Source organism: Kitasatospora sp. NPDC057500 (assembly GCF_042802195.1).
Classification (GTDB): domain Bacteria; phylum Actinomycetota; class Actinomycetes; order Streptomycetales; family Streptomycetaceae; genus Kitasatospora.
Map to the genome: position 1 here is coordinate 51,076 of NZ_JBHVER010000013.1, position 13,761 is coordinate 64,836.

Annotated in this window: 16 protein-coding genes; 8 read left to right on the plus strand and 8 right to left on the minus strand. The window is 69.2% G+C overall.

Annotated features, from left to right (window positions below; genetic code table 11):
• Window positions 1–59: 59 nt before the first annotated feature.
• The 6 genes from ACFU74_RS05010 to ACFU74_RS05035 form a co-directional block, all read right to left on the minus strand.
• Window positions 60–1,592, minus strand: a complete 1,533-nt coding sequence (locus ACFU74_RS05010; RefSeq protein WP_380751855.1) for a hypothetical protein — start codon at window positions 1,590–1,592, stop codon at window positions 60–62.
• 413 nt (window positions 1,593–2,005) lie between these two features.
• On the minus strand, window positions 2,006–3,142 hold the full coding sequence (locus tag ACFU74_RS05015) for a hypothetical protein (RefSeq protein WP_380751857.1): 1,137 nt from the start codon (window positions 3,140–3,142) through the stop codon (window positions 2,006–2,008).
• 9 nt (window positions 3,143–3,151) lie between these two features.
• Entirely contained in the window at window positions 3,152–3,829 is a 678-nt protein-coding gene (locus ACFU74_RS05020; RefSeq protein ID WP_380751860.1) for a phosphoglycerate mutase family protein, read from the minus strand.
• Between the two features lie 10 nt (window positions 3,830–3,839).
• Window positions 3,840–4,697, minus strand: coding sequence for a nucleotidyltransferase domain-containing protein (locus ACFU74_RS05025; RefSeq protein WP_380751863.1), 858 nt, complete (start codon window positions 4,695–4,697; stop codon window positions 3,840–3,842).
• A gap of 173 nt (window positions 4,698–4,870) precedes the next feature.
• The gene (locus tag ACFU74_RS05030; protein ID WP_380751866.1) at window positions 4,871–5,779 is read right to left on the minus strand and encodes a phosphotransferase; all 909 of its coding nucleotides are present in this window, start codon (window positions 5,777–5,779) and stop codon (window positions 4,871–4,873) included.
• Window positions 5,776–6,489 carry an ATP-binding protein gene (locus tag ACFU74_RS05035; protein WP_380751869.1) on the minus strand — a complete coding sequence of 238 codons (714 nt, stop codon included), beginning with the start codon at window positions 6,487–6,489 and terminating at the stop codon, window positions 5,776–5,778. The genes ACFU74_RS05030 and ACFU74_RS05035 overlap by 4 nt, the downstream gene beginning before the upstream one ends.
• Window positions 6,490–6,506: 17 nt before the next feature.
• On the opposite strand from ACFU74_RS05035, the gene ACFU74_RS05040 reads away from it, so the two are divergent.
• The 3 genes from ACFU74_RS05040 to ACFU74_RS05050 all read left to right on the plus strand — a co-directional run bounded on the left by ACFU74_RS05040 (window position 6,507) and on the right by ACFU74_RS05050 (window position 8,845).
• The gene (locus tag ACFU74_RS05040; protein WP_380751872.1) at window positions 6,507–6,653 is read left to right on the plus strand and encodes a hypothetical protein; all 147 of its coding nucleotides are present in this window, start codon (window positions 6,507–6,509) and stop codon (window positions 6,651–6,653) included.
• A gap of 369 nt (window positions 6,654–7,022) precedes the next feature.
• Entirely contained in the window at window positions 7,023–8,297 is a 1,275-nt protein-coding gene (locus ACFU74_RS05045) for a helix-turn-helix domain-containing protein (protein WP_380751875.1), read from the plus strand.
• The gene (locus ACFU74_RS05050) at window positions 8,294–8,845 is read left to right on the plus strand and encodes a flavoprotein (RefSeq protein WP_380751878.1); all 552 of its coding nucleotides are present in this window, start codon (window positions 8,294–8,296) and stop codon (window positions 8,843–8,845) included. The genes ACFU74_RS05045 and ACFU74_RS05050 overlap by 4 nt, the downstream gene beginning before the upstream one ends.
• A 341-nt stretch (window positions 8,846–9,186) precedes the next feature.
• Here the strand turns inward: ACFU74_RS05050 and ACFU74_RS05055 are convergent, their stop codons facing one another.
• Together ACFU74_RS05055 and ACFU74_RS05060 are read right to left on the minus strand one after the other, a co-directional pair.
• Entirely contained in the window at window positions 9,187–9,888 is a 702-nt protein-coding gene (locus ACFU74_RS05055) for a histone deacetylase (protein ID WP_380751881.1), read from the minus strand.
• 1 nt (window position 9,889) lies between these two features.
• Complete coding sequence (locus ACFU74_RS05060; RefSeq protein ID WP_380751884.1) at window positions 9,890–10,654, minus strand: GntR family transcriptional regulator; 765 nt, start codon at window positions 10,652–10,654, stop codon at window positions 9,890–9,892.
• A 634-nt stretch (window positions 10,655–11,288) separates the two neighbouring features.
• Here ACFU74_RS05060 and ACFU74_RS05065 point away from each other — a divergent pair.
• Genes ACFU74_RS05065 through ACFU74_RS05085 form a run of 5 tightly spaced genes read left to right on the plus strand, consistent with a single transcriptional unit; the run spans window position 11,289 to window position 13,750 of the window.
• Window positions 11,289–11,555, plus strand: a complete 267-nt coding sequence (locus tag ACFU74_RS05065; protein WP_380751887.1) for a hypothetical protein — start codon at window positions 11,289–11,291, stop codon at window positions 11,553–11,555.
• Window positions 11,555–11,935: a WhiB family transcriptional regulator gene (locus ACFU74_RS05070; protein WP_380751890.1), complete on the plus strand. Its 381-nt coding sequence runs from the start codon at window positions 11,555–11,557 to the stop codon at window positions 11,933–11,935. The genes ACFU74_RS05065 and ACFU74_RS05070 overlap by 1 nt, the downstream gene beginning before the upstream one ends.
• A gap of 41 nt (window positions 11,936–11,976) precedes the next feature.
• Window positions 11,977–13,002 (plus strand): DUF2637 domain-containing protein, encoded by a 1,026-nt coding sequence (locus ACFU74_RS05075; RefSeq protein WP_380751943.1) that lies wholly within the window; start codon window positions 11,977–11,979, stop codon window positions 13,000–13,002.
• Window positions 12,999–13,376 (plus strand): hypothetical protein, encoded by a 378-nt coding sequence (locus ACFU74_RS05080; RefSeq protein ID WP_380751893.1) that lies wholly within the window; start codon window positions 12,999–13,001, stop codon window positions 13,374–13,376. The genes ACFU74_RS05075 and ACFU74_RS05080 overlap by 4 nt, the downstream gene beginning before the upstream one ends.
• Window positions 13,373–13,750 carry an RRQRL motif-containing zinc-binding protein gene (locus ACFU74_RS05085; protein WP_380751896.1) on the plus strand — a complete coding sequence of 126 codons (378 nt, stop codon included), beginning with the start codon at window positions 13,373–13,375 and terminating at the stop codon, window positions 13,748–13,750. Before ACFU74_RS05080 ends, ACFU74_RS05085 begins: the two co-directional genes overlap by 4 nt.
• Window positions 13,751–13,761 lie beyond the last annotated feature (11 nt).

The window sequence follows — 13,761 nt, forward strand, 5'->3', positions numbered from 1 at the left end:
CCTTCCGGTAGATGGTTCCGCGACACATCTACTGGAAGGGCCGGAGCGAGTAGGTGGTACTACTCCTCAACCATCGCGGGGCTCTGAGGAGCAAAGGTCGCTGCGGCGATGGCGAGGAGAACAGGCGCGTCAGCGAAGTCGTCGCTGATCGGGCCGTGGGCCGAATCACGCACCCGGTCGTGTAGGCCGGCACCGCTCCAAGCCCGGGCGAACTCGGCTGCAGAGCGCAGGATCTCAGGCTCCTCCTGAAGCGTTTGAAGAAGGTGTGGGCCCATGTGAACAAGGAAGGAGTGAAGCGATTCCTCGCCGTGCCCTTCTTCGAGGATGGCTACGAGTTCGCGCCCGTGCTCAGGGTCTCGGGCAGCACTGATCACTTCTGCAGTCACCACGCTGGTGCGAAGGACACGCATGTTGTCGTCGAAGTCGGGGGACTCGCCGCCGTACTGTTGCACGTATCGGCTGACCGCATCATCCCACTCCTCGGCATCACGCTCTGTCAGAAATGTGCCGTCGAGCCGAGGCAGTAGTCCCCCGGTCTCGCGATAGGCGAAGGCCCAGGCCGCGGACAGCCCGATCTCTTCAAGGAGGGTCGCGCCCTTCGTCTCGATGTCACTAAACGGGCGAAGCCGCGGAGTATCCGCATCCGGATCGAAGAACACCGGGTCGTTTGGCTCCGGCGGACGGCCGAACTTCTCTTCAAAGCGTCGCAGCTGTGCCCTGAAGGAAGCTGCAGCATTCTCACCGAACCGGATGATCTTGCCGTTTCTGGTCGTGACCTGAGGAATCTCCAGCTCGAAGGCCAGATCGATCAGGGCGCGCCCCGGGGAGCTGGTCCACCTTCTGTCTGCAGCGCTGGTTCCTGCGGCAAGAGACGGCAGAGCGAAGAGGTGCGCCAATGCCTCGTCCGCAGTGAGTCTCTGTTCCGGCGCTACGAGAAGCAGGTCCGTCACCGAGATCAGAGATGAATCGGCGGGCAACGCCAGTGCCCAAACTGCTGATCGCGGCCCCGCCTCCTCGATCTCCTCGTCCTCCTTCGCGACGAGAGCGAGGTAGAGAGCGGGCAGGAGCAGACCCGATTCCTCACGTACTGCGAGCCCGGCGCGGTGGAGGAGATGGACCCCTTCACGGAGCGCGTCCAGAATGGTGCCGTCATGTGGGACCTCAACCTGGGTGCTCTCCCAGAACTGAGCCACCTTCTGCGCTGCGTCGGCTGGCGGCTCCGGCAGTGCCAAGTCCACCGGTGGACCATCGATCAGCCGGGTCCCCGAGAGCGCCGCTCCAGGCAGTAGCCTGGCGGGTAGCTTTCGCTGGTCCAGGCCGATCTCCTCCAGACGCCCCGCTAGCAGCAGCATCAACTCACCTTCGTCCACAGGAAGGTCGTGTTGCTCACTTGCCGCCACGACCTCAAGTACGAAGCGCTCAATGCCCTTCCAGTGAACGGTTCCACGTACGAGCCTGAGCCATCCGTCACGCGCGTTGGAGAACTCGAACTCGTCACGGAAGCGTTGGGGCCAGGCCGTTCCAAGGAAAAGCGCGTCGAGGGGGTCGAGGTCGTGGAACCAGCGAGGACCGTCAGCCTCCAGTTGTGCCATTCCCAGAGCGCCGTACCCGAACACATACGCCCCGGCCAGGCTCACTTTGCCCGGAGCGTTGGTCCGAAGAAGGCGCCCGAGCGCAGCCTCTCCCTCGGCACGTGGGTCTGTCGACGCTGCCGAGCTGGGTCTGGCCGCGGCCCTCACGTCCGCTGCCTGGCGGGCGCGCTTCCTTCGCGATGCTTGTCCCATCGGACTCCCTCCCTATGCCGCCAGCCTGCCCTATCAATGAGTCCAGCGGCGCCGATTTCAGGATGACAGGCGTGGACGAGAGAGAGGTTGGCTACAGTTCGCGCAGTCCGACCAGGACACGTGCATCGGACCGGAGACTGGGCCGGTCTCCTGGTCGGGCGCCCAGGAGACGCTCGCGAACAACCTCAAGCCGAGGGCAGCGGCTATGTCGGAGCAGCTGGTCAGATCTCTGCAGCAACGACCAGCGCTGTCTCAAGGCCCGCTATCACGTTGGCCAGCGTCTGCTTGCTCGTGATCCAGTCCGTGTCACCGGCGGCGACCGCGTGCTGCACTGCCTTGAGGACGGCTTCGTTGGCCTCGGCCGGCCGAGCCAGGTGTGCCCGCATGTAGTGCTTGAAAAGCGCGGGCAGCTGGTCCGACCGAGTTGTTGTCTTCGCCTTCAGGGACAAGAGCGGAAGGAACCACTGCTCGAAGCCGTCCGTGATCGCCTGGGTGGTTTGGTACGCCTCGAGCAGTGGCTGCAGGCTTGCCGTGTGGTCGTAGGGAAGGTGGCCGTGGAGGGTGTACTGGAGGCGGATGCCGTCGTACGCGCGGAAGTGCTGGCCGTGGGCGACGATGTGGTTGGCCGCGTTCTGGGTGATGGTCATGACGACCACGTCTGCCTGCTGCTTCCGGGCGGCGGCGAGGACGGTGGCGTGGATGCCGACGCGCGGATCGAGGACGAGGCCGTTGAGACCGAGGGGCGAGAGGTTGATGCCGTGGTCGCGGGTTCGGGAGAGGATCAGGCGCTGGGCGACGTTGGCAGCGGTGTGCTGGAGGTGCTTGGGCTGCTGGCGATGGCTGGCGTGGATGTCCGAGCGGTCAAAGACGGGGCGGTCCTTCGCGAGTTCGGCGACAAGCTGGAGGCCCGTGCGGTCCTCGGTGTCGGTGCTGCCGCAGGCGTTGCAGGGGTGGCTGCCGGTGCCGGTCATGTGACTGCAAGCCCGGCAAGTGGGGACGGTCTCGCGGCTGATGGTGAGGGTGCCGGCGCGGAGGTTGTTCTCGATCATCTCCAGCGCGAGGTTGGCGACCTCCGCGTCGGTGTCGGTCATGATGCCGCCCACCGGGAACTGTCCGGGCGGGTACTTGTCGGCTATCAGGTCGGCCTCGAACCGCTGGCGGGGGATCGTCGGGCCGCCAGCCTCGCGGTGGCGAAGATCTCCGGCGAGGGTGACGGTGTTCCACAGGTGGGGTGCGGACGGTAAGCCGAGGATGGCGTTGAGAGCGGCAGCGAGGCGGATGCCGACGGCCTTGCCAGGGCGGGTGTCGAAGGTGAAGGGCCCGTTCTGGACGGGCCCATTGAGGAACAGGTGTCGCACGGGCTCCTCCTAGATCGGCGGGGTGGTGGTTCCCGTCCGGGTGAACCGGCCGTCGTGCAGCTCGTAGTGGAGGATCGCGGCGTTTGGCATCTTGCCCTTCCGCTCCTCGGCGAGGATCTCGGGCAGGCTGCGGAGTTCGAGCAGGGATCGCAGCGCCACCGCGGCGGTCTGGTGTGTGAAGGCGACGACGGTGCGCGCTCCCTGGAGTTCGGCCTGGGCAAGGGCGGCGAACTCGGCGGCCCGATTGAGTACGCCCTCGGCGAGCGACTCGCCGCCACCTGGCGCGGTCCAGACGTGCTTGCGCAGGCGGCGGTCCTCGGCGAGTGCGGGGTAGCTCTCGTACAGCTCGCGCTTGGTCATGTAGGTGGCGTCGCCGTAGTGCTGCTCGTCCAGAAGCGCGGTCTGCTGGGGCCAGCCATCGGGGAGGGCCGGCAGGGCGATCGCGGCGGTGTCGATCGCCCTGCGGTAGGTCGAGGTGTAGACGTGCAGCAGCTCGGAGCCCGCGAGCTGCGGGAGGACCTCGGCGAGCCACTGGGCCTGCCGGAAGCCGCGCGGGGTCAGGCCGACGATGGTGCGGGAGATGGCGTGCGCGGCGGTTCCGCTGTAGGGGCGGGGGTCCTGGTAGAAGCCGTTGTACTTGTCGGCGTTCTCGACGGACTCGGCGTGTCGGATGACGAGCAGGGGCAAGACGAGGCTCCTATCCGGCGAGGTTGGCGACGTAGGAGCCGCTGACGGTCCAGGGGGTGAGTTCGATGCCGAAGCCGCTGTGGTCGCCGTCCTGGGTGTGGACGAGCTTGCCGGCCAGATGCACGGTGTCACCGGATCGGAACGCTCCGGTGTAGGCGCCGAGGTACGAGCGCATGTGGGTGATCCGGCGGGCGAAGGAGTCGGCCTCGTCGATGGTCGAGCTGAGGATGGTCTTGACCTTGATCCCGTACACGGCCGGGGTGGTGAGGCCCTCGGCGTGGTCGGTGATCTTGACGAGGAGGGAAATCTCGCCGATCTCCTTGGAGGAGATCCGGGCGAAGGTCTTGTCGCGGTCGGAGCGGATGGGTTCGCAGTTGATGTGCGCGCCGGCGTTGGCGGTAAGTCCTTGGAGCTTGCGGCGTTCCTGCTTGATGAGGGCATCGAATGAGCTGCCCTCCATGTACTTGGCCCGGCGGATGTACAGCCGGGTGAGGTCGTCTCCGTCGTACGGCCGGATCAGGTCGGCCTGCTGGAACAGCTCCTGCGCGGCCTGGTAGCCCTCCGGTCCGTAGCAGACGAGGTCGATGTCGGAGCGCTCGTTGAAGCAGCCGACGAGGAAGGAGCCGGTGACGCCGATCAGGCCCTGGGCGTCGTTCGCGGTGATCCACTCGGTGATCGCCAGAAGGTCCTTGCCGACCGGGTTGTCGGCGACCGCGCCGGGGTCCTCGTGGATGGCGGCGAGGGCCTGGCGGCAGGAGTAGTGGACGGCCACGTCCTCTCGCGGGATGCCGGTGATGACACAGCCGAGGGTGTCGGAGTAGACGTAGCACTCCGGCCTGCCGGCCAGGATGCCGAAGGACTTCGACACGACGCTGTTCTGCCGGTAGGTCTGGCCGAACAGCCGCCGGTCGCCCTTCTCGTCGGGGGTGATACTTGACGTAGCCGAGGTAGTGGCTGCCGGGGTGGCTGTCGCCGATGACCTTGAAGACCACTCCGTGGTGGTCCATCAGGTAGTCGCGGTCGCGGACGGTGGGGACCGGCCTACCGGTGTTTAGCGGTGAACCGTTCCAGAGTGGGGAAGGTGCCGGTGTCGATCGTGTCGGACGACTCATACTGATCAAGTCCCATCGTGAAAAGGGTGCGGCGGTACTGCCACTTGATGTGCTTGTCGTGCCGGGCGGGGTCGGTGGGCCGCATGAGGGCTAGGAAGAAGAAGCACTTGACCAGCAGGAAGTCGCCCAGGTGCTCGCTCACCCGCTGCCCGATCAGGGATGCGGTGGTCTCGTCGAGCGCTGCGGTGTAGGCGGCGCGCTGTTCCGGGGTGATGCTGTAGCCCTTGCCGCCGCCCTTGAAGGCCACGATGTCGAGCGCGGGGTAAACGTCGTAGCCGAGCGGGATCGGTCCGTGGTGCTGCCAGTCGATGACGCCGGCCTGAAGGACGTTGGGTAGGCCGTAGTCCAGGTGCCCCTGCACCATCGGGAGCCGGGCCAGCCGGTCGAGGGCGTGCTTGACCGCCTCGTGGACGCGTGGGATGTCGAAGTCCGGATTCTCCTCGAAGACCTCGGCCGCGAAGGCCGCCTTCTCGAACCACGGCGTGGCGGGGAGGGGGTGCCTCGTCTGGGCCTGCAGGAGCTTCGACGCGACGGCGGCCGCCGTGCTGATCACCTGGTAGCTGACTTGACCGTCCCGTCCGGCGTCGGCCAGCGCCAGCGCCTCCTCGTGCAGCGAGTTGTCGCCGATGGCGCGCTCGACGACGAAGTAGCGCCCGTCCTCCGAGCCACTGTCGACGATCTCCGGCACCGGGTAGCCGAGGCCGGCGGCCAGCTGCTGGAACTCGGTCTCCGCCCGCAGATCCTCGCCGCCGGTCCGCTTGTAGAGCAGGCCGTCAGCCGACTTCCACACCGCACCTTCGGTGGCAGTTCTGTCCTTCACGAACTCCCAGTCGCTCATCCATCCATCCTTCCGTAGCGCCGAGTTGGCATGGAGCAGATACGGCTGTGTCGGGCAGGCCGCCTGGGGTTGGGCCAGCCGCCCCCGGGGGAAAGGGCGACCGGCCCCGTCACCGCCCGGCCGGTGTGCCTGCATCGGTACGGGCGGAGTCGTTGGGCACGCGGCGAGCGGTCCCGCGAGAACCACCTGTACGCGCTGGCGCTGAGCCAGGAAGGCGCGTGGGGACGGGGCCTGGGACGGTCGGTGCGAACGAGGCTGGCGATGAGTGCTGCCCTGCGGGCCGAGCGACGGTGCTCGGGTACCGCGACAGCGGGGACCGCCAGTTGGGCCCAGACCTTCTTGCCATGGGTCGTCGGCTCCGCTCCCCAGGTATCCGACAGGCCCTCGATCAGCAACATGCCTCGACCGGTGGTCATTTCGTCGTTGCCGAAGTTCGCGGCCCCGGCGGGCATCCGGCGCGACGGGTCGTAGACCTCGATCACCACCCGGTCGCCGTCCGGGGAGAGGTGGATACCGACCAGCAGTCTTCCTGGCGCGTGAATGACCGCGTTGGCGAGCAACTCGTGGGCGACCAGCGCGATGTCGCCCAACGAAGCCTGGTCGATCCCCCACGCGCGGGCGACTTGGACGACGGCGTCCCGGGCCGGCGGGACGTGGTCGCGCCTGGTGCCGATGAACGAAATACGTCGGGCGTGAGTGGAGGCGATCACTGGTCACCATCGCAGGCTTGGACCGCGTCGGCAACGCTGTTGCACGGCCAGGGGCCGCAGCCGTCGCTGCACCGGCCGTCCTCGAACTGGTAGCGGTCGAGGACCTCTCGGGCGTGGGTGCTGGCGGTGGCGAGGCGCTCGCGACGCTCAGCGGCGCGATCTGAGGGGCTCGCGGTTGTGTTCGACCCCGGCTGTCCTCCAAAGCGAGAGGAACGGCCACCGCGTCCGCGTCCCGCTGGTGCGTAGTGCCGCCTCTCTGTGCATCCGAGCGGAGGGTCATCGGCGCTTCTCCTTAGCCACTGGGTAGAACCGCGCATGCGAGAGGCCGCAGATGGGCCTCAGCCATGCGGGAGCGGGGAACCGCGAGCTGCGAGGGTGGTCGAGCTGCTGACGACCAGACAACTCCATCTCGATGCACCATGGTTAGGGCATGGGCTCTGCGTGCGTGATCCATGCAGATCGTGCATGACGGGTTGTCCTGGTGCGGCTACGCTCGGCTCGCCAGGGCAGGATCAGCATTGGCAGGAGAAGCCATGTCGCGGACGGCCAAAGGACACTCCGCTGCGGGTGGGATCGCAGAGGCGATCCGCCGCGCGCGAGTGTTGAGCGGCCGGTCGCAGGCGGACGTGGCCACCGAACTGGGCTACCACCAGTCGAAGATCAGCCGGTTGGAGAGCGGCAAGGGGACGCAGGACATCGACGTCCTGCGCGCTGTCGCAGCCGTGCTCGACATCCCACTGGGAAGCCTCGGCCTGTCCTCCCATACCAGTGCGGACAGCAGGACGGACGACATGCACCGTCGCAATTTCCTGGCCGCGAGCGTCGCCGCGCTCGCGACCCCGACGCCCCATCCCCGCGTGGGGATAGAGCTGGTCCAGGCGCTGCTGCCTGGACCTGTTCCAGCCGAGCACGCGCCACAGCCCCAGGCCGCACTCGCGGCCCGGCTCTCCCAGGCCCGGAGGCTCTTCTACACCTGCCGGTACGCCGAACTCGAAGGCACGCTGCCGTCGCTGATCGCCGACCTTCGCCAAGCCCAGGACGCCTCCCGCGGCAGCGACCAGGTCCTGTCCGGCCTCCTCGCGACGGCGTACCAGACCGCGGGCAGCCTGCTGCTCAAGCTCGGCGACCACGGCAACGCCTGGCTGGCGGTCGGCCGTGCCATGGCCGAGGCCGAACGGAGCGCCGACCCCGTCGTGATGGCCTCCAGCGTCCGCGTCCAGGCGCACGTCCTCGCGCGCGACCGGCACACCGCGCCCGCCGTCACCCTCATCCGGCACACCGCCGACCAGCTCTCCGGTAGCTACGACCGGCGCCCACCCGAGTACCTCGCCGCGCTGGGGCTCATGCTCCTTCGCGGGGTGACGGCCGCAAGCGCCGGCGGCGACCGCGCCACGACCGCCGAGTTCCTCGCCGAGGCCCAGGAGGTCGCGCGCTACGTCGACCTCGACAGCCCCGAAGCCTGGGCGAACTTCAGTCCGACCAACGTCGCACTTCACTCGGTAAGCGCCTCGGTCGTCCTGGGCGACGCCGGAGCGGCGCTGGAAGCCGCCCAGCCCCTGATGCGCAGGCGCATCCCGGTCCCCGAGCGCCGGGCAGCACTGTGGGTGGAGGCTGCACGGGCCTACAGCCAGCAGGGCAGACTGGCCGAGGGATACAAAGCGCTCAGGATCGCGGAGAGCTGTGCCTCGGAGGACATCCGCCGACGGCCCAGCGTGCTCGACCTGGCCGGTGACATGGCCGCTCGCGACCGGCGCGGCGCCGTCCCGGAGCTTCGCCGTTTCTGCCAGGAGTTGGGAGTCCAGGTTTGACCGAGCACCGCGAGCCGTTCCTCTACATCGTCGTCTGCGCGTCGGGCATCGCCGACGGAGTGGGCGAACTGATCACCGCGGCCCATGCCGAGGGCTGGAAGGTCGGCGTGATCGCGACCCCGAACGGGCTCGGGTTCATAGACCAGGAAGCTATCGAGGCCCAGACCGGCTACCCGATCCGCTCAGCCTGGCGCACGCCCAGCATCCCCCAGCAGCTACCCCCGGCCGACGCCGTCGCGGTCGCCCCTGCCACGTTCAACACCATCAACAAGTGGGCTGCCGGGTTCTCCGACACCCTCGCGCTCGGCATCCTCTGCGAGGCGTACGGCCTCGGCATCCCCGTCGCCGTCCAGCCCTACGTCAACTCCGCCCAGGCCGCGCACCCCGCGTACGGGGAGAGCCTGGCCCGGCTCCGGTCGATGGGCGTCCTGATCGGCGACTACGTCCCCCATAAGCCCAAGGCCGGCGGGGGCCGCGACAAGTACAACTGGACTCACGTCCTCGACCTGCTCCGTCCCGTGACGGCCTCGGTTGCAGGGAGGAAATAGCCGCCGATGCCGACGGCATACAGAGAAGGCACCGCTGCCGCGATCGTGGTCCAGGAAAGCCGCACCTGATGGTCCGGCGGCGAGTCAGCGAGGGGCGGAACGACAATAAAAAAAAGCCCAGGTCATCGACTCGATGACCTGGGCTTTGTCTGAGCCGCCTGCGGGATTCGAACCCGCGACCTACGCATTACGAGTTCGCCCAATCCTTGTCCATGGTCGTCCGCGCTCGTCCGGACCGCAGGTCAGCGGACCATGCGGGACCGAAGCGGATCACCACGGACGGAGTGGACTGAGACCAGGACTGAGACCAGGAACCCGGTCGCTACCCGGGCGTTTTCCGCCTACGAATCCGGTCCGCCGATGCTGACGGGCTCGGCGCTCAGCGCTGCCATGATGGCTTCCATGGTCCACGCCCCGGCCGAACCCGGGCGGGCACTCAGGTACTCGGCCGAGTCCTTCACGGACCAGCCGTGCGCCTCGCTCAGTCCGGACGCGAAGTTCCGGAGGTAGGCGGCCGAGGGGCGGGTCACCGCGACGTCCATGCGCCGCCAAGGGGCGGTGAAAGTCAGCACCGGGTAGCCGTCGATCTGCCCCGGACAGACCAGCGTCTCGTAGCGGCCGGGCCCGAGCCGAACTTCCCCCGACGCCAGAACCGGCGCGAGGTCGAGGTTCCGTCCAGGCTCGTCGTGCATCTCCTGTGCCGCGATGTCGGAGAACTGTTCAGGGGTGATCAGGTAGGCCCGCGCTGGCATCTCTCCCTCATCCGTCTGGTCGTAGAAGCCCATGCCTCCGGTCCAGACCTTCGACTCCAGGGAGAAGTAGAGCTGCCCCGGCAGCAGTACGGGGAACGCCGCGCGCGGCGGCCGGGGATCGCGACACCCCGGGTACACCCGGGCGCCGCCCGGAGGACGGCCACCCGCGATGTAGTGCATCAGCCGGTCGAGATGCATGTTCGAGCCGTAGGCCGCGTACCAGACGAGCTCTGGACTCGACTCATGGTTGGTCAGGGGTTCTGGGCGTCGCGCGATGCTCAGAGCAGTCATGTCAGTCCGTAGAGACGTCGTAGCGGATGACGTGCCTGTCGCCGGGGAGGGTGGTGATCATCACCCGGAGCGGCTTTCCGTCCTTGTCGTAGCCGGTACGGCGGTGGACCGCGACCGGTGTGCCTGCGGGAAGCACTAGGCGCTCGCTCTCGTCCCGGGTGGGCATCCGGATCGTGATCTCATCGCTGTACCGCACCTGAACCAGCCCGGCGCTGGCGAGCACGCCACCGGGTGCCGATACGTCCTCGGGGAGCATCAGCGGCGTGTTCCGGACCAGTTCCTCCGGGAAGTACGAGTCGGCGAGGGCGTACGGCTCGTGGTCCACGAAGCGGATTCGCTCGCGCACGACGGTCAGCGCCGTCGCAGGGTCGAGCTGGAGTTGAAGCGCGACCTCCTCAGGAGGCCGCCTGATCGACACCCGGATTTCCTGGCGCGGTTCCTGACCAGTGGCGGCTATCTGGCTGGCCCACTGGTCGCCGGCAGTGTGGTTCGCCTCGTGAACCGACCGGGACTCCAACGTGGTCCAGTTCCACACGGCCGGCTTGTAGCGCTCCCGGACGAAAGTGCCGCGCCCCTGCGCGGAGACCAGGAGCCCTTCGTCAGTCAGGCGTCCAAGCGCGAGTCGCACCGTGTTGCGGCTTACGCCGTAGGCCGTGGTGAGTTCTTCCTCTGAGCGGAGTTTCTGGCCCGGTGCCAACTCCCCCTGCTCGATCTGAAGCCGCAGGTCATCGGCGATGGCGTGGTAGCGCGGGACCTGTTTGGCCATGCTCGGTCTCCCTGACTTGGAGGACTTGTTCCAACAAGGTACCTCGAAGCGCTTGACGGCGCGAGCACCCATGCCCCAAGCTCATGCCATCAGCTTGTTGGAACAAGTCATCCAACAAGACCAGGTGGACTTGATGGCCTGGTGGGCCCTTCTTTGGGCTGCCCTGACCTGCACAAACGCGCCCGGAGGGGTGGGGTGACAGCCCCCCGAAGGCAGCGCTTGATCCTGAAGAACTCAAAAGAGTGCCTATCGCGACGAGGGGGCTTCCCCTCGTCCCCGCTGCGGACCGGGAGATGTCCGCCCCTCGGCGACCACTTCCTGTCGTACCGGCCCTGGACAAGACCCCGCTTGCGGGGTGCCACCCGGTGCGCGTCGCCCTGCTGGCGCCAGAGCAGTGACGATGGCGCGCCCGATCGCGGGCTCGGGACCGGCCGGCGTGGCAACGGCGGCCTGGTGAAGCCCAGCGTTCCAAGTGTCTTTGGTCCCCGATCCGTCCGCTCGCCGGTCGGGTCGGGGGTCATGGCTGCTCGCACGTGACGAGTAGCTGGCCCGCATGAGTCGGGCCGCCGCGCTCCCGGCCAAGGTACGCGCGGCGGCCCTGCGGGCTCACCCCCCGATTGGACGAGGTGAACCCATGAGACTGATTGTTGCAGGCCACGAGGCCGCAACGCCCGAGGAGTTCGCGGAGCTGGCCTTCGGGACCGGCGCCGACTACGGCTTCGGTGTCGACACGGAGCTGTTCGACGGCACCGCCGACGGCACCGCCGAGGACCGGCTGATCCGGATGGACGTCGCGCGGGCGGTCCTGCGGGACCTGGACCCGCCGGCCGCCCGCTTCGCCTCCGCGCTGATGCGTACCGCCGAGCGCCGCCGGGTGCTGACCTGGAAGGCGGCGGCGTGATGACCGAGCTGCACAGCCTCCTCAGCGGGCCGGCGACCCGCACCCCGCACCTGACCGGCCGCCCGGCGGCCACCGTGCTCGCCGAGGTCCGCCCCGACGGGGACGGCGACCTGCGCGGCGCCGCCTGCAAGGGCGCCGACACCGACCTGTTCTACCCGGACCCCGAGGACACGGGGCCGGAGGCCGCCGAGTGGGCCGAGCGCCGCGCCAAGATGATCTGCGCCGGGTGCCCGGTCCGCACGATGTGCCTGGCCGACGCGCTGAAGCGCAAGGAGCCGTCCGGCATCTTCGGCGGCCTGACCGCCCGCGAGCGCTACAACCTGCAGCGCAGGGGGACCCGATCCCGGGCCCGAGTGAACGCCGGGGGTGGCCGCTCGTGACCACCCCACTGACGCTCACGGGCGCCGCGATGAAGGCGGCGATGAGCCCCGCGCAGATCCGCTCCGCCGAGCGGGCGCTGACCGCCGGGACGTGGGCGATCACGTTCGGCGCGGTCCTCTACAGCGTGCTCACGGTGACCCCGCTCATGGCCGGCCACACCCCGCCCGGGTGGAAGTGGACGGCGCCGATCCTGCCGCTCGTCGTGGACGCGGCGGTGGTGATCGTGGTGCGGATGGACGCCACGCTCGCCCGCCTGAACGGCGACGGCGGACGCTGGCCCGTCGTGCTGCGCTGGATGACCGGCCTGATGACCGTGCTGCTCAACGTGGGTCTGTCCGCCCTGGACAAGGACGGGGTGGGGGTGGCGGTTCACTCGGTCGCGCCGCTGCTGCTGATCGTCACGGCCGAGACATCCCTCGCCTACCGGCGGGCGATCGCCGGCGCCCTCGCCGCCCGTGAGGACGCTGAGCGAGCCGAGCGCGACCTGCGCGAACAGCGGGCCGAGGCCCGGCGTCAGGAGGAGCGGGCGGAGCGGCTCGCCCGGTGGGAGGCCACGGAGCGGGCCGAGCGTGAGCGCCGTGAGCACGACGCCAAGGTTGCCCGTGAGCAGCGTGAGCACGAGGTGAGCATGGCCCGCGAGGAGCGCGCGGAGACCGCGCGCCGTGAGGCCGCCGAGCGCGAGGAGAAGGCCCGGCGGGAGGCCGCCGAGCGGGCCGAGCGTGAGCGTCGTGAGCACGAACGGCGTGAGCGTGAGCGCCGTGAGCGCGAGGCGAGCCAGCGTGAGCGCGCCGAGCGGGCCGAAGCCCAGCAGCGCGAGCAGGAGGCCGCCGAGCGCGCCCGCGCCGAGTTGCTGGCCGCCGGTCCCGCCGCCGAGCGCCTGCCGGAGGAACGGGCCCGCGAGGTGGTCAAGGCCGCCGTCGAGGCCGGGCTGCCGCAGCGTCAGGCGGTGGAGCTGACCGGCTGGTCCGCCGGCTGGATCGCCGCCCGCTACAAGGAACACCCCGCCGTCCGGCCCGCCCTGCACGCCGTCCCCGCCACCACGACTTCTGAGGAGCAGGCATCGTGACCACCACCACCGCCCCCACCATCGAGACCGCGTCCGGTGTGATCGGCGTCGCCGGGGCGCTGATGGCCGCGCTCTCCGCCCACGCCGACCTGCCCGCCCCGAGGATCACCAGCGAGCAGGTCGTTGCCCCGGACCGCGACGACTCCGGCGGCCTGGTCCTCACCTGGGGCCTGGCCTTCGGCTTCCACCGCGACACCGCGCTGAGCGACTTCGAGCAGTGGCGCCAGACCCTCGGGATCGACCCCGCCGCCGTCGACCACGGCAGCACCGGCACCCACGCCTGGCTGAGCGTCGACACCGCCTACGCCGGCACCCCGCTGACCCTGACCGGCTACTACACCCTCGCCCAGGACGACCCGGGCGAGGAGGAGTGAGCCGCCCCCGGCACTGGGACCCCACCGGCGAGCGTCACGGCGGTACCCCGACCTACCCGTGGCGCATGGCGCCGCGCGGCTTGTTCACCCGTGCTCAGCTCCGCGCGAAGGGCCTGCGCCCGGGCGGGCAGGCCGTGGCCGCGCAGGTCTGCTGGCGCTCGCGCCGCAGCAAGGGCCCGCGCACCGCCTTCCTCTACCGGATCGACCGGGCCAAGCCGGTGCGGCCGATGACCCCCGCGAAGGCCGCCGCCCTCGCCAAGGCCAACGCCGCCCGCCGTACCTGCCCGCAGTGCCGCCGCGACGCCGGCTACATCCTCCCCACGCACCTGGGCACCTGCCTGCCGTGCGCCGACACCGCCGCCCTCGCGGCCTGAAAGGAGACCCT

Coding starts and splice junctions, on each gene's coding strand:
- ACFU74_RS05055 (WP_380751881.1), bottom strand. CDS start 9,888: ATGACTGCTCTGAGCATCGCGCGACGCCCAGAACCCCTGACCAACCAT.
- ACFU74_RS05030 (WP_380751866.1), bottom strand. CDS start 5,779: ATGAGCGACTGGGAGTTCGTGAAGGACAGAACTGCCACCGAAGGTGCG.
- ACFU74_RS05060 (WP_380751884.1), bottom strand. CDS start 10,654: ATGGCCAAACAGGTCCCGCGCTACCACGCCATCGCCGATGACCTGCGG.
- ACFU74_RS05075 (WP_380751943.1), top strand. CDS start 11,977: ATGAGCCCCGCGCAGATCCGCTCCGCCGAGCGGGCGCTGACCGCCGGG.
- ACFU74_RS05070 (WP_380751890.1), top strand. CDS start 11,555: ATGACCGAGCTGCACAGCCTCCTCAGCGGGCCGGCGACCCGCACCCCG.
- ACFU74_RS05010 (WP_380751855.1), bottom strand. CDS start 1,592: ATGGCACAACTGGAGGCTGACGGTCCTCGCTGGTTCCACGACCTCGAC.
- ACFU74_RS05065 (WP_380751887.1), top strand. CDS start 11,289: ATGAGACTGATTGTTGCAGGCCACGAGGCCGCAACGCCCGAGGAGTTC.
- ACFU74_RS05045 (WP_380751875.1), top strand. CDS start 7,023: ATGTCGCGGACGGCCAAAGGACACTCCGCTGCGGGTGGGATCGCAGAG.